Source organism: Glutamicibacter sp. JC586 (assembly GCF_009805585.1).
Classification (GTDB): Bacteria; Actinomycetota; Actinomycetes; order Actinomycetales; family Micrococcaceae; genus Glutamicibacter.
The window spans coordinates 387352-405560 of the sequence record NZ_VHIN01000010.1 but is presented as its reverse complement, the minus strand read 5'-3'; the positions used below and the strand labels follow the sequence as shown (position 1 = coordinate 405560).

General features: G+C 56.3%; 18 protein-coding genes and 1 tRNA gene. 5 read left to right on the top strand and 14 right to left on the bottom strand.

Annotated features, from left to right (window positions below; genetic code table 11):
* Nucleotides 1-58: 58 nt before the first annotated feature.
* Nucleotides 59-958, top strand: a complete 900-nt coding sequence (locus FJV47_RS09820) for a DMT family transporter (RefSeq protein WP_200831986.1) — start codon at nt 59-61, stop codon at nt 956-958.
* 5 nt (nt 959-963) lie between these two features.
* Here FJV47_RS09820 and FJV47_RS09815 read toward each other — a convergent pair whose 3' ends face one another.
* Nucleotides 964-1854: a LysR family transcriptional regulator gene (locus FJV47_RS09815; protein ID WP_200831985.1), complete on the bottom strand. Its 891-nt coding sequence runs from the start codon at nt 1852-1854 to the stop codon at nt 964-966.
* Nucleotides 1855-1938: 84 nt separating this feature from the next.
* On the opposite strand from FJV47_RS09815, the gene FJV47_RS09810 reads away from it, so the two are divergent.
* A complete protein-coding gene (locus FJV47_RS09810; protein WP_235026406.1) occupies nt 1939-2856 on the top strand; it encodes a DMT family transporter in 918 nt (305 codons plus the stop codon).
* On the opposite strand, the gene FJV47_RS09805 is transcribed toward FJV47_RS09810, so the two are convergent.
* Genes FJV47_RS09805 through cobA form a run of 4 tightly spaced genes read right to left on the bottom strand, consistent with a single transcriptional unit; the run spans nt 2853 to nt 6691 of the window.
* Nucleotides 2853-3638: an IclR family transcriptional regulator gene (locus FJV47_RS09805; protein WP_159612439.1), complete on the bottom strand. Its 786-nt coding sequence runs from the start codon at nt 3636-3638 to the stop codon at nt 2853-2855. The genes FJV47_RS09810 and FJV47_RS09805 overlap by 4 nt on opposite strands.
* A gap of 5 nt (nt 3639-3643) precedes the next feature.
* Complete coding sequence (locus FJV47_RS09800; RefSeq protein ID WP_159612437.1) at nt 3644-4552, bottom strand: carbohydrate kinase; 909 nt, start codon at nt 4550-4552, stop codon at nt 3644-3646.
* A gap of 37 nt (nt 4553-4589) precedes the next feature.
* Nucleotides 4590-5690, bottom strand: a complete 1101-nt coding sequence (locus FJV47_RS09795; protein WP_159612436.1) for a uroporphyrinogen-III synthase — start codon at nt 5688-5690, stop codon at nt 4590-4592.
* A complete protein-coding gene (gene cobA, locus FJV47_RS09790; protein ID WP_159612434.1) occupies nt 5687-6691 on the bottom strand; it encodes a uroporphyrinogen-III C-methyltransferase in 1005 nt (334 codons plus the stop codon). The genes FJV47_RS09795 and cobA overlap by 4 nt, the downstream gene beginning before the upstream one ends.
* Before the next feature lie 291 nt (nt 6692-6982).
* Between cobA and FJV47_RS09785 the strand changes: the two genes are divergently transcribed.
* Nucleotides 6983-7657: an alpha-ketoglutarate-dependent dioxygenase AlkB gene (locus FJV47_RS09785; protein WP_159612432.1), complete on the top strand. Its 675-nt coding sequence runs from the start codon at nt 6983-6985 to the stop codon at nt 7655-7657.
* A 1-nt stretch (nt 7658) separates the two neighbouring features.
* Here the strand turns inward: FJV47_RS09785 and FJV47_RS09780 are convergent, their stop codons facing one another.
* Nucleotides 7659-8600, bottom strand: coding sequence for an endonuclease/exonuclease/phosphatase family protein (locus tag FJV47_RS09780; RefSeq protein ID WP_159612430.1), 942 nt, complete (start codon nt 8598-8600; stop codon nt 7659-7661).
* A 144-nt stretch (nt 8601-8744) separates the two neighbouring features.
* On the opposite strand from FJV47_RS09780, the gene FJV47_RS09775 reads away from it, so the two are divergent.
* Nucleotides 8745-9971, top strand: coding sequence for an MFS transporter (locus FJV47_RS09775; protein ID WP_159612428.1), 1227 nt, complete (start codon nt 8745-8747; stop codon nt 9969-9971).
* A 2-nt stretch (nt 9972-9973) separates the two neighbouring features.
* Here the strand turns inward: FJV47_RS09775 and FJV47_RS09770 are convergent, their stop codons facing one another.
* Nucleotides 9974-10399: a VOC family protein gene (locus tag FJV47_RS09770; RefSeq protein ID WP_159612426.1), complete on the bottom strand. Its 426-nt coding sequence runs from the start codon at nt 10397-10399 to the stop codon at nt 9974-9976.
* A gap of 192 nt (nt 10400-10591) precedes the next feature.
* Here FJV47_RS09770 and FJV47_RS09765 point away from each other — a divergent pair.
* Nucleotides 10592-10667 (top strand) — tRNA-Ala (locus FJV47_RS09765).
* Between the two features lie 487 nt (nt 10668-11154).
* Here FJV47_RS09765 and FJV47_RS09760 read toward each other — a convergent pair.
* The 7 genes from FJV47_RS09760 to FJV47_RS09730 all read right to left on the bottom strand — a co-directional run bounded on the left by FJV47_RS09760 (nt 11155) and on the right by FJV47_RS09730 (nt 18138).
* Nucleotides 11155-11571 (bottom strand): cupin domain-containing protein, encoded by a 417-nt coding sequence (locus FJV47_RS09760; RefSeq protein ID WP_159612424.1) that lies wholly within the window; start codon nt 11569-11571, stop codon nt 11155-11157.
* Between the two features lie 2 nt (nt 11572-11573).
* Nucleotides 11574-12347, bottom strand: coding sequence for an IclR family transcriptional regulator (locus FJV47_RS09755; protein WP_159612422.1), 774 nt, complete (start codon nt 12345-12347; stop codon nt 11574-11576).
* A gap of 31 nt (nt 12348-12378) precedes the next feature.
* Nucleotides 12379-13707, bottom strand: coding sequence for an MFS transporter (locus FJV47_RS09750; protein ID WP_159612420.1), 1329 nt, complete (start codon nt 13705-13707; stop codon nt 12379-12381).
* An 82-nt stretch (nt 13708-13789) separates the two neighbouring features.
* Nucleotides 13790-15034 carry a M24 family metallopeptidase gene (locus FJV47_RS09745; RefSeq protein WP_159612418.1) on the bottom strand — a complete coding sequence of 415 codons (1245 nt, stop codon included), beginning with the start codon at nt 15032-15034 and terminating at the stop codon, nt 13790-13792.
* A gap of 176 nt (nt 15035-15210) precedes the next feature.
* Entirely contained in the window at nt 15211-16026 is an 816-nt protein-coding gene (locus tag FJV47_RS09740) for a creatininase (protein ID WP_159612416.1), read from the bottom strand.
* Complete coding sequence (locus FJV47_RS09735) at nt 16023-16523, bottom strand: nucleoside deaminase (protein WP_159612414.1); 501 nt, start codon at nt 16521-16523, stop codon at nt 16023-16025. The genes FJV47_RS09740 and FJV47_RS09735 overlap by 4 nt, the downstream gene beginning before the upstream one ends.
* A 13-nt stretch (nt 16524-16536) precedes the next feature.
* Nucleotides 16537-18138 (bottom strand): cytosine permease, encoded by a 1602-nt coding sequence (locus FJV47_RS09730; RefSeq protein WP_159612412.1) that lies wholly within the window; start codon nt 18136-18138, stop codon nt 16537-16539.
* Nucleotides 18139-18209 lie beyond the last annotated feature (71 nt).

Genomic DNA, 18209 nt, shown 5'->3' with positions numbered 1-18209 from the left:
GGAAAGTGTTAGTCTATTTTCCATGGAAAGTATATTGAGGAGTCGATGGTTTTGGCCTGTGCTGACACTCTTGGGCCCCATTGGCTTCGGATCAACGTACTGGGTTACCCACCAGTTTTTACCGGCAGGATCGCCGCTTTGGGGTTCGGCATTTCGAGCGTTACCTGCTGGTCTTGCGCTGATGGTGATCGTCCGCAGGCTTCCGCAAGGTAGCCAGTGGTCCAAGTCCATTGTGTTGGGAACTATCAACATGGGTTTGTTCTTCTTGCTGGCATTTATGGCTGCCCAATTATTGCCATCAAGCATCGCCGCTTCCTTCGGGGCGGCGAGCCCGTTGGTGCTTGCTGCGTTTGCTTGGTTCATTTTGAAAGAGAAAACGCGCATGGGCCTGTTGCTGACTGCGGTTCTAGGAATTCTAGGTGTTGTTCTTGTGGTTGGTGCGACAACAGAGAAACTCGCCTGGACCGGGATCGCTGCGTCATTTGGCATGCTCGTCCTGATGGCATTGGGCGCGACCCTGAATCGCAAATGGAACGACGGCACGCCAGTGCTCACTTCAACTGCGTGGCAGCTTATGGTCGGTGGGTTTGAATTGCTTATTGTGGCTATTGCCCTTGAAGGGACGCCACCACAGGTGGACGTACAGGGAGTCCTAGCGGTGGTTTACCTGTCATTATTCGCCACGGCTTTCGCGTACTTCTGTTGGTTCTCGGGTTTCAAGCACTTGCCGGCAACCACCGTTGGAATTATCGGTCTAGTGAATCCGGTTACTGGTGTGGCGCTAGGTGTTGTACTGGGTGGTGAGAGTTTCACCGGGACGCAGTTTGTGGGCATCGTGATCGTTGTTCTCAGCGTCTTGATGGCTCAGTTACTCACCCGTGGCGCCCGTAATGTACCGATAAGTGAGCTGAAGATTGAGTCAATGACCGATGCTGCGGTTCCGGTACCGAGGAAGTGACCGTTCTACCCGCGAGGCACCCCAGGGGTGGATGCGTGTTTGCCATATAGCTCTTGCGCCAGGGCAATAACTTTCTCGGTGGCTGGGTGGACGTTATCTGGTCGCCAAATAAGATACACCTTGGCCGGTTCCGCTTCGGTGAGCGGGCGATAGACGATTCCGGCGCGCCGATATTGCGCGGCCGTGGATTCAGGGGTGATCCCGATGCAGTCTCCCGCTCCGATAGACGAGAGCCAATCATCCACGTCATTAGTGTGTTCAAGGGTAGGCGGTTGAATACCTTTCCAGAGTTCGAGCGTGGTACTGCCTGTTCGACGGTCGATAGAAACCGTACGGGAAGGGATTTCGCGCAATTTGATATGCCTGCGTCTGGCCCACGGATCATCGGAGGCCATGGCTACCACACGGTTTTCGAGTCCCACAATGCAAGAGGCCCACTGCGAGGGATCGGGAACGGTGCGAATGACCGCCATGTCGCATAGCCCTTCGGCCAATCCACCGGAGGCAGTGTTGTGGCGGGTGAGTTGCATCTGAATCTCCCGATACATTGTGTGCCATCGTCGTTGGAATTCTGAGGTGTGTTCCCCGAAAGCTGACCACGGATGACCAATTCGAATCAGGGCGCGTCCTTCTTTGGCTTCGCGCAGTAGATCATCTGCGCTGCTCAGGATTAGTCGAGCGCGGGCCACGACGTGCAAGCCTGCCTCGGTGGGCATGATGCTCCTGCTGGTGCGGTGTAGAAGACGCACACCAAGTTCGGACTCTAATTTGGCCAGCGTGCGGGAGACCGCGGCCTGCGAGACGCCGAGCTCCAACGCGGCATCGGTGAATGTTCCGGCGTCAATAATTGTTGTCAGATACCGCAGTTGCTTCAGCTCTAAAGATGGTGTGACCACTGAGAATCCTATCTATACAGTTAGCGTATAGATTACGTGAGAAGCGCATTTTGCGCAGTACCGGCACACGGTGAACATGAAGTTATGACTTCCGAATTCCGCTCCACTGGTCTGAGCCCCTCGGCTCAAGAATCAACCAGTACAAAGTCCGGCGCCGCGGTGGCCATGATGCTTGGCAGCGCCGCATCAAATCAGGTTGGCGCATCACTGGCCACCCTAGCTTTTAATGGCATCGGACCAATCGGGGTGGTGGCTCTGCGCCAATGGGTGGCTGCCGCGGTGCTCGTGGCAGCCGGACGGCCACGCCTCTGGCGATTTTCCACCCGCCAGTGGCGTCTAGTTTTCGCGTTGTCCTTAGTCTTCGCGCTGATGAACATTTCGCTCTACACTGCCATTGAGCGTATCGGTTTGGGACTGGGCGTCACGCTGGAATTCTTGGGCCCGCTCACCATTGCCCTGCTCAGGGCGCGTGGCGCCATCAGCGTGATTTGCGCGATCGCTGCAGCAGCGGCCGTTGCAGTTCTCATGCGCCCGACACCGACCACAGACTACCTGGGCATAAGCCTTGGGCTGCTCGCCGCCGCATGCTGGGGATGTTACATCCTGCTTAACCGCGAAGTGGGTTCCAGCCTGCCCGGACTTGAAGGGTCGGCCGCGGCGAGCCTCATCTCGGCTATCTTGTATCTGCCGGTGGGACTATTGATCTTGTGCACTTCGCCGCCGTCCGCAAGTACGTTGGGCCTGGCACTTGCCGCCGGAGTTCTGTCCTCCGCGGTGCCTTTCCTTGCAGATTTGCTGACGTTACGGCGCATTTCTGCGCAGTCCTTTGGCATGTTCATGAGCGTGAATCCGGTGTTCGCCGTGTTGATTGGCGCGGTCGTCTTGGGCCAACACTTGGACTTAGCCTCTTGGATTGCTGTCGCGGTGATCGTCAGTGCCAATGTCATCGCGTTGCTGCGCGGACGTCATTCGGATCCACAGAGTTTGGAACGTGTGGGCTAGGTGGGTTGGTGGGCTACGCGCCGTCCTTGGATCCTGGAAGTCAGCACCGAGGCGGTGGAACGAATCTGCGTCACTAGCTTGTCCCAATCTTGTTCTGGAACCCGGTCAGCCAAGAAAGTCACTGCGATAGCGGCCACCGGCCACTTATTGGAATCACGGATTTCCACCGCAATGGAGTGGAAGTTTTCGGTGACATCTCCGCGTTCCACCGCGTAGCCGCGCTGGGAGGTTTGATCCAGTTCGCGGCGCAACTGTGAATATGAATTGATGGAGGATTGCTCGACTCGATCCGAGAAACTTGCCGCATTGGGATATAACGCGCGCACCTGGGACTTGGGCAAAGCCGCCAAAATGGCACGACCCGAAGCTGTCAGATGAGAAGGCAGTCGAACACCAACATCGGTGACCAAGGACGGTCGGCCCTTGGCACGATCTTCCACGATATACAGCACATCAGAACCGTGAAGAACGGCGAGGTGTGCACTTTCGCCGATCTTATCTACCAGCTGGGCAACCAATGGTGCGCTGAGCCGGGCCAATGGTTCCTGCCTGGTGTAGGCGCTGGAAAGTTCAAAAGAAGCGATGCCCAGACCATAGGACTTGTCTTCCGGATAATGGCTCACAAATCCATGCTCATGCATGACGGTGAGTAGCTGATAAACACTGGAACGAGGAAGCTGAAGCAACGTAGCGATCATCGCCGCAGGGGTGGGAGTCTTACGACTGGCCAACAGCTGAAGGATGCGCAACGTGTTATCTGCCGCTGGGACTTTGCTACCCATCCGGTTCAGCTTCCTACGGACAAGAGGAATTCGTTCAACTCACTCAGGGTTGGCGGGTTAGCGCCCGTGCGAGCAACGGTCATCCCGGCACACGCTGCCGCGGTTTCAAGAGCCCGCTCCAATTCGGTACGGTCCAAGGTCTTTCCATCCAACAAGTCTTGGGCCAGTGAACCTTCAAAGAGTGCGTGCAATAATCCAGCCATGAACGCGTCCCCAGCTCCTACCGTGTCTACGGTAGTCACCGAAAATGCGGGGACAACGATCTCGTGTTCGCGGGTCATCGCTTGAGCCCCATGCGCGCCAAAAGTCATCACGGCTAGTGAGGCTCCCAGATCTAAGATGCGTTCGAGCACCCGGTCGGTATCCCACCCCGGGTAAAGCCACAAGGCATCCTCGTCGCTGAGCTTAACCACATGGGCCAAGGAACACAGCTTCTCGATGTGACTGATCGCGGCATTCCTATCGTCAACCAGTGCTGGGCGCAGATTCGGGTCGTAGCTTTTCAACTGATCTTGCGCTGCGGTCGAGAATACTTCGATCAATTTCTGCGCGCTGGGGGAGCGGAAGGCAGCAATGGACCCGGTATGAAGAAGTTCAGCATCGCTGGGTTCAAGCTGTTCTAAGGCACAGTGCAGCTCAAATTCATAGCTGGCGTTGGACGCAGCATCAAGAGTCACCGTAGCCGTGGAGGTCGGCTCGGCCACGGATGAAGCAGTAGCAAGCTGTACGCCACTGTCTCGCAGGTGATCTTCAATGAGCTCGCCGTATTTATCCGCACCAATGTCGGTGCTCAACGTGACCTCGCGGCCCAACCGGCCCAAGCCCACAGCAACATTCAGTGGAGAACCGCCCGGATGAGCAACAGAATCAACAATGTCGACTAATGCCTCGCCGGCAACATGAAAAGAGACCATGAATCCGATCCTACGTAACGGCGAGACAAAATGCCCACTAGACGTTCAGTCGGTAACCGCGTTTGATCACCGTCGTGATGATTTCCGGCTGTGGTAAGGCACGACGCAAGCGGCTCAGGGTCATATCCAAGGCATGTCGGGAACTGACTTCTGGCAGGGCGGCGCCGAGTTCATCGCGAGAGAGCACACTGCCACCGGCCTCAATTAAGGCGCGAACCAGTTCGGCCTGGCCAGGGGTTAACTCGCAGTCCTGATCCTCAATGGACAGGGTCCGTCCGCGCAGCTGCACCTGTCCGTGCACCGTTTGTGCTTGAAGGGTCCCCAATGATCCGAGGTGCTCTACAAGCTGACCAATCATTGCGCCCATGCGGTGACGCTCAGGAACCAAAGGTTCGATCCCTGCTTCTTCTAGAGGAGAAGCCGTTACCGGGCCAACGGTGGCTACCGCAACACGTTCGGCCAGCGAACGCTGTAAGGCAGGTAGTCGGTTACGCGCACTGGCTGCTGCAAACAGCGCATGCACGCTCGGTGCGCTAGTGAAGGTCACCGCGTCAAAATGGGCTGCACACAGTCCCTCCACCAAGGACGAGATACCAGTGTCACTACTGGTGTCTTGCCAGCGGTAAGGCTCAACCTTAATGACTCGTTTGGCCCCCAGCTCACGCAACTGTTGCGGCATTCCGTGATCCGAGTCTGCATGTAACTGCAGTGCCACCGAAGCGCCGTCCAGTTTGCCCTTGAGCAACTCGATCAAGGTGGAACTGCGCCCATCCTTAGCCAGCGCGGCCGGCTCTAGGCCTAGAGCACGAATAGAACCATGGGCTTTGGCGCCGCGAACATAGAGCTCGGACTGGCTAAAAGCGGTAATGAGTTCATCGCCGATTCCAGCAGCCTCAGCGGTATCCAACCAACGACGCAGCCCATATGCAGTCGTAATGATGATGACGTTAGGGCGGGCCTCAATTAACTTGTGGGTCTGGGCCAGCAGCTGCGCTTCATCATCCAGCGGGGCTAAACGAAGCAGCGGGGTGTGAGTCACCTCAGCACCGCGTCGTTCAAAGGCTTCAATCAGTTCAGCCGAACGCCGATCGCTGGTCACAGCAATACGGAATCCAGTCAGGGGCTTGGTGATGTTCATTTGGCGGACTCCAAAATGTTCTCTGTAGGTACCGCTTGAAGTAGCGATTGCGGTAAGGCAGCAACTTCGCCAATGACAATCACTGCAGGGTTTGAATGGCTACGGGCCATGGCAGCCAGGCCATCTAGGGTGGCATGGCTGGTGCTCTGGGCCTCGGTGGTTCCGGACTGGATGATGGCACACGGCATATCCTTGGCCATGCCCACCTGCAGTAGTCCAGAGACGGTCTGCTCAATGGTTCCCATGCCCATCAGGATCACGATGCTGCCGCCGAGCTTACTTAGCTGCTCCAGTTGTTCAACGCCCAGTGGATCATGGCCAGAAACCACGGTGAACATGGTGTTGACCCCGCGGGCAGTCACCGGAATCCCTGCAGCACCCGGCACCGTGATGCAGGAGCTCAATCCGGGGATGACCGAAACCGGAACGCCGGCTTTGGTCGCCGCGGCTACCTCTTCAAATCCGCGACCAAAGACGTACGGGTCCCCGCCCTTGAGCCGCAAAACCTTTGCACCGCTCTGGGCCGAGGCAATCATTTGGGCTTCGATTTCGCGTTGGGTCAGTTTGTGATGTCCGGGCAGTTTTCCAGCATCGATGATCTTTGCCTGCGGAGCTAGAAGGGCCAGATGCTCGCTGGGACCAAGCCGGTCTGCATAGATGATCTCTGCTTCGGCCAAGGCGCGTACCCCGCGCAGGGTGAGTAGATCCAAGGCGCCTGGACCACCGCCGAGCAAGGTAATGGTGCCGGTTGCTGGCGAGGGCTCCGAACGCATCACCGGAATGCGCGCATTGCTCACCACCTCATCAAAGCGTTGTGGTGCAGCGTCGCAAATCATCAACAAACTTGCTTGGCCGATCAGCTCAAGGCCTTGCGCGGGTTCTTCGGCGAAAAGCAAGGTGCAGCCCTGCGCGCTCAAACGCTTAGCTACGGTCTTGTTTGCGCTTTGGTTACCAAGAACCAACACCACGCACTGGGAAAGTTCGAGGTCAATGCCGATCATGATTGCCCCGTTCTTTGCCGGAATTTCGTGTATGACATGGTGTGCTCCTTGCAATGAGTGGTTGCCTTCAAGCCTAGAGCGTCAGCTTTTCCCCGAGGTATCGCAAATGTTTCGGCTGTAATAATTCGAATAAAGGTTAACCTTCTGGAAATGTTCGAGTCGGTAGGAAGAAACACAACAAGATTAGTGTTTTTAGTGTTGCAAGGCACAGGCTCGGAATGACCTACAAAATTCAGTGAGCGAATACGTGGGAACTTGCCGGCCACGCCCTGCAACGGGCACGCTGGGTGTATGGAATCGCTTTTTGATGACAGCGCCTTGAACCGCACCGGGGGATTAGTTCGTCCCGGCGCGTGGCACCTGCCCGGATGGCTCAGCCCGACCGCGCAGCAATGGATTGTCGCACGCTTTTTCCAGTGGGGACACGGACCCGTCCCTCCCCACCGCACGCGTATTAATGGTCATCCCATGAGTGTGCAATCTTTAAGTTTGGGGTGGCATTGGAGCCCCAACCGTTATTCAAAAACCGCCGATGACCTCGGCGGTGCCCCAGTGGCTCCGATGGAACAATGGCTGGTACGCCTGGGCCAAAAAGCCGTAGCGGAGGCGACAGGTGATGCTGTGCGCGCGGCCAGCTATCAACCGGACGCGGCCATCGTGAATTTCTACGATCATCAAGCAACCATGGGCATGCATCAAGATGCCGAGGAACTAATCAACGCCCCGGTGGTATCTGTGTCCATCGGGGACTCGGCAACCTTCCGGTTGGGAAATACCGAAAACCGGAACCGTCCCTTTCAAGATCTTTACCTAGCTTCTGGGGACTTGTTTATTTTTGACGGACCAGCGCGTTTTGCCTATCACGGGGTCACCAAGATTCATCCCGGTACAGCCCCTGAAGACTGCCAGCTAGCTACGGGACGAATCAACATCACCCTGCGTCAAACGGGCCTGAGCGGTCAGTGAGCTAACTGTCCAAATCGATGGTGGCCTGCAACGCGTAATGATCCGAGTCGCCGATTTCCAGGCGTTCAAGGCCTGCGGATTGCACACCACGCATCATCACGTGGTCGATGCCCAGCATCGCGAAAGGCGAGCGAGGCCAAGTTAAAGCCAGACCCCACTTGCTGTATTTGGCTTCATCCATGACATCGGCGATCGGTGCAAAATGACGGTCTGAGCTGGTGGCGTTAAAGTCGCCAGCAGCAACGATCTTCGCAGAGTCATCGCTCTGAACGAACTTTGCCAGTGAGGCGAGCATCGCGTCGCGCTCATTATGACCGGTTGGTCGGGCTGAGGCTGCATGGACCGTGTAGAAACGCACGTCTCCATGCTCCGTTTTCACATCAACACGCAGGGCCCTGTTCCATCCGAGTCCCAGATCCAACGGCTGCGCATTGGCAAGCGGATAGGCACTCCAAACACCAACGGTGCTGACCATGTACTTGTAGGGGTGAGTCTTGGCCAGTGCCGCGGTGATCTGTTGTTCTTGCCCTTCACCAATTTCTTGGAGGGAAATGACCTCAGCGCCTTGTTTGGCGAGATCTTTGGCTGCCTGAACTCCAGCAGATTCGTGGACGTTTTGAGTCGCAACCTTTAGTGCTGCCTGCGGCTCGCGCTGTTGAGCTGGAACAAAGTTTGGGCCAAAGAGCACGGCCCACACCACCACCGGAATCAGCAAGCCGATAAAGCTGGCCCGGCCACGAAGGGCTAGTGCCATCAAGAACAGCACAGGAATTCCTAGACCGGCCCACGGTGCCAAGTTATCCACCACGAGCCCCAATCCCATGACATCGGGAATCTGCTGATGGAATACCAAAAGCCCTGCCAACGCTAGGCAGAGTAAGACAAAGAAAACCCTCGCGATAATCAGCGGGAGCGGAAGGCGTTGGTGCGATGCATGAGACATAGGACTTCTAACATTGGCACAAATTACTGTGGGATTCGTAATTTTCAGCTGGAGAAATACTCCGGCGATTTGCCACAGTCACTACGATGGAAACAGAGCGCCGAGGAAGTCGCGAACACACACCTGCCTAGAATTGAGTACTAAATGACTGCCTACCTGTCCGGCGGAAAATTACTATTAGCGATCCTCGCGCTCGCCATGGGTGGCTTCGGCATCGGAGTTACCGAGTTTTCGATGATGGGCCTGCTCCAAGAAGGTGCGGCCGATCTTAACGTGAGCAACTCGCAGATGGGGCTAATGATTAGTGCCTACGCGATGGGCGTGGTGCTCGGCGCTCCTGTCTTGACTGCAGCCGCTGCCAAGATCCCACGCAAGCGTGCGGTGCAGCTATTGATCCTCTTTTTCACCCTAGCGAATCTATCCTCGGCTTTCGCTCCGGATTACAACACCATGCTCATTACCCGCTTCTTGGCAGGTCTTCCACACGGGGCATACTTCGGACTAGCTGGTGTACTGGCCGGAAGTATGGTTCCGGGAACCATGCGTGGACGCGCCATTGCTTGGGTGATGCTTGGATTGTCGGTTGCTAACGTGGGCGGTGTGCCTCTGGCGACCATGCTGGGCCAGATGGCAGGCTGGCGCTCGATGTTCTATATCGTTGCTTTTGTCGGGCTACTGACCGCGGTACTCATCACCATCTTTGTTCCTTGGCGTGAGGCTGAACCTGGGGCAAGCGTACGCCGAGAACTTACAGCCTTAAAGAGCCCGCAGGTGTGGCTGGCAATGGCGACCGGCATCGTCGGTTTTGGTGGCTTCTTCGCGGTCTACTCATACATCTCCCCAACCTTGACCGAAGAATCTGGGCTGAAGATTTCATTAGTGCCCATTGCTCTAGCACTCTACGGCCTGGGCATGGTGGTCGGTTCCTTGATTGGTGGTCGCTTGGCTGACTGGTCAGTCTTTGGCGCTATCAAGCTTTCGAGCGTACTGATGGCCGCGACCATGGTGGTCTTTGCAGCCGTTGCTAGCTGGGTTGTGCCGACCATGATCATGGTCTTTGTGCTCGGTGCGGTCGGCTCGTTACTGATTCCGAGTTTGCAGACTCTGTTGATGGACTCGGCTCCGCACGCGCAGTCATTGGCTGCTTCGCTGAACCACTCAGCCCTGAACGTCGCTAACGCTTTGGGTGCTGCCCTGGGCGCTGCGGTGATATCGGCTGGTTTTGGTTACCGGGCGCCGTCCTTGGTGGGTGCAGGTTTGGCGGTGCTTGGTCTGCTAATCGCGCTGATCACCCAGGCGCGAGCCAAAAAAGTGGGCCTGCTCGTGGGCCGCGATGCGATCGATGCCAACGAACAGACCCTCAAAAACTAGGACTAGCTCTGAACAGCTGAAATGTTGAACATCCAGACCACGCCGAACTTGTCGCGCAGCTGACCGAATGAGTCACCCCAGGGGGCCTTTTCCAATGGCATCTCAATCTGAGAGCCTTCGGAGAGGGCCTCCCACCATTTGGTGAGAACTGCGTTATCAGCCTCGTCGGTAGCGTCACTGCTGAGGGACACCACGCCGTTACCGGTGACGTTCATTTCTGGGGGAGTGTCCGAGGCCATCAGGTGGATGCCGCGATCAATGTAAAGCGAGGAGTGCATGATCAGATCGGCTGTGGCAGGGTTTCCATCGTTCATTCCTTCTGCGAAGGTCAACAACGACAGCTCGCCACCTAATGCCGAGTTGTAGAATTCCATGGCTTCGCGAGCATCGCCGGCGAAGCGAAGGTAGGGAGTCAATCCAATGGTCATGGGATCGTGCCTTTCACGAGAGTACGGGTGGAACCGATCGGCCCCGAGATCATTTTTACCACTGGTGGGCGACATTTAGAATAGCCGATTGTGAGCAGGGTCTCTGAGGGTCGATTTGGAGATTCTTCAGATTCTCGGGTACAGTTTTATCTCGGTTCAAGGGTAGAAATACCAACGAATCAAAACTCTTTTGGGGGTATGGCGCAGTTGGTAGCGCGTCTGCATGGCATGCAGAAGGTCAGGGGTTCGAATCCCCTTACCTCCACCAAATGAATATAAAGTCTCCCGGTCAACGACCGGGAGATTTTCTTTTTTAGCGCAGAGTGCTGTGTCCTGTTCCAGCACCCGAAAATTTTTCGTCCTGAGTTAGCAGTAGCCGATATACGGTGCCCTAAATCTTCTTTCGGGAGCTACATTGTAAGTGCGTTTTTGGGGCCGTTGGTTTCGCTGCTCTGCTGATGCGATTTGATAACAGCCATTCTCCGACACGTGCTTGTCATCGATCCATCCATCGAAAGTGGCACCGAGCTGAACTTAAAACGGTGGACGGGGAGTCTGAAGATGTGTCGCAGATGCTCGATGAAACCGATGAGCTAATTGTGGCGTAATCGCAAAGTCTCGGGGTTGAGAAGTTGAAATGAGCGACTACTCTAATTGCGAATTCTGATTTCGTCGAAGTCACAAGGCCCACACCGAGCGTGCGTGTGCTGACACGTGTGGTTGAGAGCATTGTCTGGAAGACCATCAGCGCTCGGTTAGTCTAAGGACCTACCGCGGATCTGTTTTGCGAGCTGATGCGATCCGAAACCGGAGAAATCGGCGCTACCTGGTGGTCCCCATACCGTCAGCACTCTAAGGTCTGTGGGGCCGGTGTTTTTCAAGTCATGCTCGACTCCGGCAACGGCTAAAACGCTGTCGCCGGGAGAAAGATCGTAGATGTGCTCACCCACGCGCATCTGTGCTTGTCCTTCAAGAACGTGGTAATACTCTTGCAACTCTTCGGCACCGTGGTGAGCGTGCAAACCCTCGAATCCGCCCGGTGCAATGACCCAAGTTTGGATGGCCACCGGCATTCCTAATTGCCCCGCGAAATGGTCAGAGACTTTCAGTGTGGATCCTTCGTGCATTGTGTAGTTAAAGGAGTATTTGTCGCGAGCTTCAAAGGGCAGCATGATTATCCTTCTGGTTGGTAGCCCAACCTGGTACTGATTTCCCCGGCGGCTAAGGAGGTCTGCCGACTGAGTGTCTCAAGTTCGTCAGGGTCGACGCGGTAATAGGGAGCCGCGGTCATGGCGCAGGCGACTAACTGGCCACGATGATCAAAAATACCAGCGGCAACACCTACTTCATCGGCTGAAGTTTCCCCGTAGTTCACCGCATAACCGCGTTCGCGGACCAGTTCCAAACGCTTAAGGTAGTCCTTTATCGGTACGCCTGCGAGGTCGATCGCGTTCTGGGAGAGTAAATCGGTGCAGTGTGCGGTATCTTCATAAGCCAAAAAGATCTGCACCGAAGCGCTCAGGGCGCTGCGGTAGCGAGACCCCATCACCGAGGTGTGCTTAACCAATCGGGTCGAAGGGAGTTGCTCGATGGACACCGACTCATTCCCATCCCAGATGTTCAATACCGCGGTTTCACCGGTGGCCCCACGCAAATCCTCCAGGACCGGATACGCAACGCGGCGCACATCCAGATTCGCTAAGAGGGGGCCGGCTATGGCGATGAGTCCCAAGCCTAATCGATATTTGCGGGTCTGTTCGTCGCGCTCGACCACACGTTCTTGTTCGAGGGTGGCTAAGATGCGTGACACGCTGGATTTGTGCAAGTTGACCTGTTCGGCGATCTCGCTGACACCAACGATCGGGTTCGCCACGGTGAAACAGCGCAACACATCCAGTACGTTGACGATCACCGAGGCGCCTCGCGCCTCATTGCGTAGTTCGGTCATTTTGCCTCCTTACCTGCTCCTATCCTATGGCTCAGTCCAGTGGTTTGCGGCTGGTTTCAACAGAGGTGGCCACAGCAATTAAGGAAATTACCGCGGCGGCCATGAGATACCAGCCCGGGGCAAGGAGGTTTTGGGTGGAAGAAATCAGCAGGGTGGCTACAAACGGTGCCGTGCCTCCAAAGAGCGCGTTCGAAACATTAAAGGACACCGCGAAACCTGAATAGCGGATCTTTGTTGGGAACATCTCGGCCAGGAAGCTTGGTAGGGTTCCGTCGTTCAAAGCAAGCATGGCCCCCAGCAGAATCTGGACCATCACGATCAGCGCGAAGCCACCAGATTCAAGGAACATAAAGGCTGGAACGGTGAAAATGACAAATAGGATGGAGGCACTGATGAGCACCCGTTTGCGTCCTAAACGATCCGAGAGCATCCCGGTGAGGAAGATAAAGCCAATATAGGTCAAGAGGGCGATCGTTGTGGCTAGATAGGACCGTGCGGCATCGAGGCCCAATTCCTCGGAGAGGTAGGTCGGCATGTAGGAGAGGATGACGTAGAAGCCCACGGCATTCAATAGCACCGCACCAGAAGCTTGTAAAAGCTGGCGCCAATGGTTTTTTAGCAACGAGCCGACCGGTGAGCCTTCGGGGGTGGAAGAATGCGAGGCCTCAACGAAGGCGGGGGAGTCTTCAAGTTTGGTGCGGATGTAGCGACCGATTAACCCTAGCGGTGCGGCGAGTAGAAAAGGTAGACGCCAACCCCACGATTCAAGCGCCTCGGTCGAGAGCAGGCCGGTGAGAGCAGCGGCCATCAGAGAACCTGCCAACAGGCCAGTGGCGGTGCTCGCTGGAACTACCGCCGCATAGAGGCCACGCCGATTTGGCGGTGCGTATTCAACCAGGAACGCTGAGGCACCGGCATATTCCCCGGCCGCCGAGAACCCCTGGACGAGCCGCAGGGCCAGCAACAACAGTGGCGCTCCAACCCCGAGCACCGCGTAACCGGGCAGTAGGGCGATACAGAAGGTCGCCCCGGTCATCAGCAAGATCGACCATGAAAGGGCGGTACGCCTGCCAATTTTGTCCCCTAAATGGCCCCAGATGAATCCGCCGACCGGGCGGACGAGGAAGGAAATGGCGAATACACCAAAGGCCATCAGCAGTCCGGCCTGTGGATCATCGCCCGGGAAGAAGACCGCGGCGATGGTGACAGCCAAATATCCGTAGGCCGCATAGTCGAACCACTCCACGAAGTTGCCGATAAAGCTGGCCGCGATGACCTTGCGTCGGGTTTGTCGGACAGAGGAGGAGAGCCCGTGTTGGGTTGTAGCTTCAGGGGCAAGCTGGTTGCGATGCTGAGTCATGAGGTTCCACTTCCGAGGTTTAACCACCAAGTGGGGCGGGTTGTTAGATCCCGCCCCACCTGGTGGAACAAGGCCAGAGGGCCTAGATGATGTTGTTTTCTGGGCCAAAGCCGAATTTGGTGATGTTCTCGGCTCCGTTTTCGCCGACGACCAAGATGTCGTGCTCACGGTAACCGCCGGCACCTGGCTGTCCATCTGCCACGGTGATCATTGGTTCCATCGAAACGACCATGCCAGGCTCAAGAACGGTATCGATATCTTCGCGCAGTTCCAGACCAGCTTCACGGCCGTAGTAGTGCGAGAGGACGCCGAAGGAGTGGCCGTAGCCGAAGGTGCGGTTCGGGAGCAAACCGTGGGAAATGTAGATCTCGTTCAGCTCAGCGGCAATGTCCTGGCAGACTGCACCGGGCTTGATCAGTTCCAGACCACGACGGTGCACCTCGACGTTGATATTCCACAGTTCCAGGCTGCGTGCGTCGGGCTCACCGAGGAAGAGCGTGCGTTCTAGTGCCGTGTAGTAGCCGGAGGTCATCGGGAAGCAGTTCAGGCTCAGGATGTCACCGCTTTCCAGCTTGCGGGTGGTGGCCCAGTTGTGGGCGCCGTCGGTGTTGATGCCGGACTGGAACCAGACCCAAGTATCGCGCACTTCGCGGTGGGGGAAGGTCTTGGCAATTTCGTGCACCATGGCCTCGGTGCCGATCAATGCCACCTCGTATTCGGTGATGCCCTCGGAGATGGCCGCTTTAATGGCTTCACCGCCTAGGTCTCCAATGCGCGCACCGTGCTTGATGACTTCGATCTCCTCGGCCGACTTGATCATGCGCTGGCGCATGGCATCTACGGAGACATCTACCAGGGTCACACCATCGAAGGTATCGGCGATCTGCTGGCGGGTGCGTCCGGGGAGGAAGTCGTCTTCTACACCGATCCGGCTGGCCTTCACGCCGTCGCGCTTGAGTGCTTCTTGTAGTCCGTAGAAGAAGTTATCGCGCTGCCAATCGGTGTAGACGATGTTCTCGCCGTAGCTGGTGCGCCAAGGCATGCCCGCATCGATGTTGGCGGTCACGGTGGTGGAATTGCTGGCCGTGACCACCAGAGCGTAGTTGCGACCGAAGGTGGTGTAAAGGAAGTCCGAGTAGTACTTGATGCCGTGGTAGCTGGTCAGGATTACCGCGTCTAGGGAATTGGCCGCCATGATCTGGCGCAGTCCTGACAAGCGGCGTTCGAACTCTGCATCGGAGAAGGTCAGTTGTTGTTTGGACCCGTTGTGCAGGGTTTTCAGCCGGGCGAGTTCGGAGATGTTGGTGGCGATGTTTGCGGTAGTCATGGTTGTGGCTCCTTGTGGGAATTCATGGATCAAGGTGGCCGGCCCAATCAGATGGATTGCGAGGATTCATGGGAATCGCCGGAGATAAAAACTAACTGTTGCAATGAATGCAACGGCGTTGCATTCAGACTAAGTGTGCCCCGCGTCACTGTCAAGAGGTATTTTTCTACCGTCGTCTAGCAAGGTGAGCCTTGAACTAATTCGGGGACGGGAGAGCCAGAAACCGCTACCAACTCACTGTCCAGCGAGCGGCTGATCGCTGTAGTAATGGCATCAAGGAGTAGCTGCCCTCGTTCGACGGTGGCATCAACCGCGCTAGACAAGCACCCGCTTTCTGGGGTGCGTGAGGGGTCCTCGGGAAAAATGTCGTAGGGCGTCAGGCTAGCCGGCGGATGATTTACCACGCGGGTCATGTTCACCAGCTGCGGATGGAGCAACAACATCAGGGAAGTCTCCAAAACACCCCCATGTTCGATGTCCCAGCCCAAGAAACCCTCCGGAAAAACCTGGCTCAGAGTATCCTCATCGACGAAGTCCCAGTAGGACAACAAGATCGCACGTGCCGACAGGTCGTTGGCGCGCATTCTTGTTGTGGCCTTGTCAATTCCTTCGTAGAGGAATTGGTAATTCTCGAAATGCCCGTTCAAGACAATGACATTCTTGAAGCCCTGGGCCATAAATGAAGCGACGACATCATCGGTCCCGGCCATCAGGGCGGTGGCACTTAGCGAGGTCGTGCCTATGCGGTGGTTTCCACCCCCGGAGCGAGGTTGGGATTTATAACCGTAGGAAAAACTGGGAGCAACTACCGCCCCCATAGTCTGTGCAACAGCTGCCGCAATGTCCCTGGAAAGCATGGCATCCACACCCAGAGGCATATGTGGTCCGTGCTGTTCGGTAGCGCCGGTCGGGACGATGACCGTCGATCCGGGGGAAGTAGCAATCGCCGCGTAGGTGGGGGCATCGAGTTCTTCGAGGTAGACCGAAGTCATGATCGGTTCCTTTCCGCGCCATAATGCGCGATATCTTCGTTCCAAAGTTCGGGGTAGCTGGTGATGAATTCGTGCATGAGAGCGGTGGCTTCGAGGTCTTCCATGATGAGCACTTGGACACCGCGCGAACGCAGCCATTGAATTTCGCCGGTAAAGTTGGTCCATTCGCCAACGACTACTCGGGGGATTTTGAACTGAACTATGGCGCCAGAACACAGGGCACAGGGTGCCAGAGTGGTGTAGAGGGTCAATTCGTTGTGGTCAGTTCTCCGGCCAGCTGCACGTAGTGCGCTGATCTCTGCGTGTGCTGTCGGGTCATTATCTTGAACGCGACGGTTGTGCGCCGCAGCGAGCACTCGCTCCGAGTTAGCCAGGGAGGATCCGATGGGAATTCCTGCACTGGCTTTGCCCTGACGGGCGGATTCTAAGGCGGCGCGGTATCCACGTAGGTCCACGGGTGATAGCTCGGTTGGAGCTTCATTGTCAGCGGATTTCATCTTTTGACGCGCCTCATTTGACCGTTAATTTTTGGTTTTGTTCGTTTGGGTCGGTATCTATGGGTGCTAGTTCGTTGTCAACCTCAATGACTTGTTGGTTTTCGCAGAGTTCTTCGGCGCTGCCATGGTCCGCGAGGAATTGAGTCTCGCTCACGTTCTCCTTCAGCCCCAGCGGCACGCCAGCGTTGATTCGCTGACGGAAGCGGAAGTAGCCCATGAGCAAGTACAAGCCGCCACTGGTGAGGGTTCCGGCGAGCCATGAGAGGTCGATGCCGCCCAGGGCCTTGGCGCCGGGTCCTTGTAACAGCGGTACCGAACCGTGCATAAACACCCAGGTCATGAGGATGCCTGCGCCGAAGGCGAGGAAGGCGGAGCTATTGATGGACTTGAGCTGTGAGGACTTTGGATCCACGAAGAGATAAGAGAAATCTTTGTGTCTGCGCTCGAATATGAAGTAGTGCACGGCCATGATGCCGCCCCAGGTGGCGACCCAGCAGGCAATGGCGCCGATGAAATTATGCAGTAGTTCGGCAAAATCGTGGGCGAAGAGGAAGAGGATGACTGCACCCATGGCCAAAAAGCCTACGAGGATTGAGATCTTTTTGCGTGAGACTTGGATGTCCAAGGCCTGCACGGCGACACCGAAGGTATACATATTGATGATGTTGGTAGCGATCGGACCGTGGATGACTAAGAGGATCACCGGAATTGACATGGATCCAAAGCTTTCAACGATGAGTTGTCCGGGGTCAGCGGTGCCATTTTTTGTGGCCAGGCTCGCGCCGAGCACACCCAGCCAGACCACGGGAAGGAACTGCCCGAGCACACTGACGGAGTACAGTTTCCAAGGGTGGATACGCTTGGAAACGAAGCGTGAGTAATCCGGTGCGTAGGTGTACCAACCGATGCCCCATCCAATACCAATCGCGGTCATGATCGAGCTCATGGCGGCGATGCGGGGTAGGCCTTCGAGGACCGCGCCTTCTGGTCCTGCATAGCCCCAATCAATGTCGAGTTGGGTCCAAGCCAAAATGGACATGGCGATCAGGACGAGAATAGTCGGTGGCATGGTGAGCCGCTCGAACTTGGAAATGGCTTGGTAGCCACGGTAGCAAATAATCACTTGTAAGCTCATGATCACAGCAGCCACCATGATGCGGATCAGTAGATTCTCCTTGCCCGGGTCGACCCAGCCGATCTGTCCAAAGAGCGCTAATACGAGATCGAGGATCACCCAGGTGTTGATGGCCGACCAGCCGATGGCAATGACGGCCTGAATGGCCGCCGGAAGATAGGCTCCGCGTCGTCCAAATGCTCCGCGGGCCAGTAGCATCCCGGTGGCGCCAGTCTTTTGACCTAGCAGGACAAAGAACCCGAAGCCCAACATGCCGATGACATTGCCTAAGACCAACACGATGATGGTGTCTGCGAAACCTAGTCCCAGGTGAATGCCCAGCGCGCCGAGAATCCAGTTAATGGGAGCGACATTCGCCCCTGCCCAAATCCAGAATTGTCCAATAAGTTTTATCGTGCGTGCCGACTCTGGGATCGGCTGAAGTGAATCCTCAACCTGATGAGTTTGCTGCTCCGAACGACTTGGTGTCCGTGCCGACATGTCGCCTCATTTCCTGAACAGTAGTTGTGGGGTTGTTGAAAACTGTAGATTCATTTTGTGACCTGGGATAT

Coding starts and splice junctions, on each gene's coding strand:
- FJV47_RS09805 (WP_159612439.1), bottom strand. CDS start 3,638: ATGGGTAGCAAAGTCCCAGCGGCAGATAACACGTTGCGCATCCTTCAG.
- FJV47_RS09775 (WP_159612428.1), top strand. CDS start 8,745: ATGACTGCCTACCTGTCCGGCGGAAAATTACTATTAGCGATCCTCGCG.
- FJV47_RS09760 (WP_159612424.1), bottom strand. CDS start 11,571: ATGCTGCCCTTTGAAGCTCGCGACAAATACTCCTTTAACTACACAATG.
- FJV47_RS09785 (WP_159612432.1), top strand. CDS start 6,983: ATGGAATCGCTTTTTGATGACAGCGCCTTGAACCGCACCGGGGGATTA.
- FJV47_RS09735 (WP_159612414.1), bottom strand. CDS start 16,523: ATGAAATCCGCTGACAATGAAGCTCCAACCGAGCTATCACCCGTGGAC.
- FJV47_RS09780 (WP_159612430.1), bottom strand. CDS start 8,600: ATGTCTCATGCATCGCACCAACGCCTTCCGCTCCCGCTGATTATCGCG.
- FJV47_RS09750 (WP_159612420.1), bottom strand. CDS start 13,707: ATGACTCAGCATCGCAACCAGCTTGCCCCTGAAGCTACAACCCAACAC.
- FJV47_RS09800 (WP_159612437.1), bottom strand. CDS start 4,552: ATGGTCTCTTTTCATGTTGCCGGCGAGGCATTAGTCGACATTGTTGAT.
- cobA (WP_159612434.1), bottom strand. CDS start 6,691: ATGATCGGCATTGACCTCGAACTTTCCCAGTGCGTGGTGTTGGTTCTT.
- FJV47_RS09770 (WP_159612426.1), bottom strand. CDS start 10,399: ATGACCATTGGATTGACTCCCTACCTTCGCTTCGCCGGCGATGCTCGC.
- FJV47_RS09755 (WP_159612422.1), bottom strand. CDS start 12,347: ATGACCGAACTACGCAATGAGGCGCGAGGCGCCTCGGTGATCGTCAAC.
- FJV47_RS09810 (WP_235026406.1), top strand. CDS start 1,939: ATGACTTCCGAATTCCGCTCCACTGGTCTGAGCCCCTCGGCTCAAGAA.
- FJV47_RS09795 (WP_159612436.1), bottom strand. CDS start 5,690: ATGAACATCACCAAGCCCCTGACTGGATTCCGTATTGCTGTGACCAGC.
- FJV47_RS09740 (WP_159612416.1), bottom strand. CDS start 16,026: ATGACTTCGGTCTACCTCGAAGAACTCGATGCCCCCACCTACGCGGCG.
- FJV47_RS09745 (WP_159612418.1), bottom strand. CDS start 15,034: ATGACTACCGCAAACATCGCCACCAACATCTCCGAACTCGCCCGGCTG.
- FJV47_RS09730 (WP_159612412.1), bottom strand. CDS start 18,138: ATGTCGGCACGGACACCAAGTCGTTCGGAGCAGCAAACTCATCAGGTT.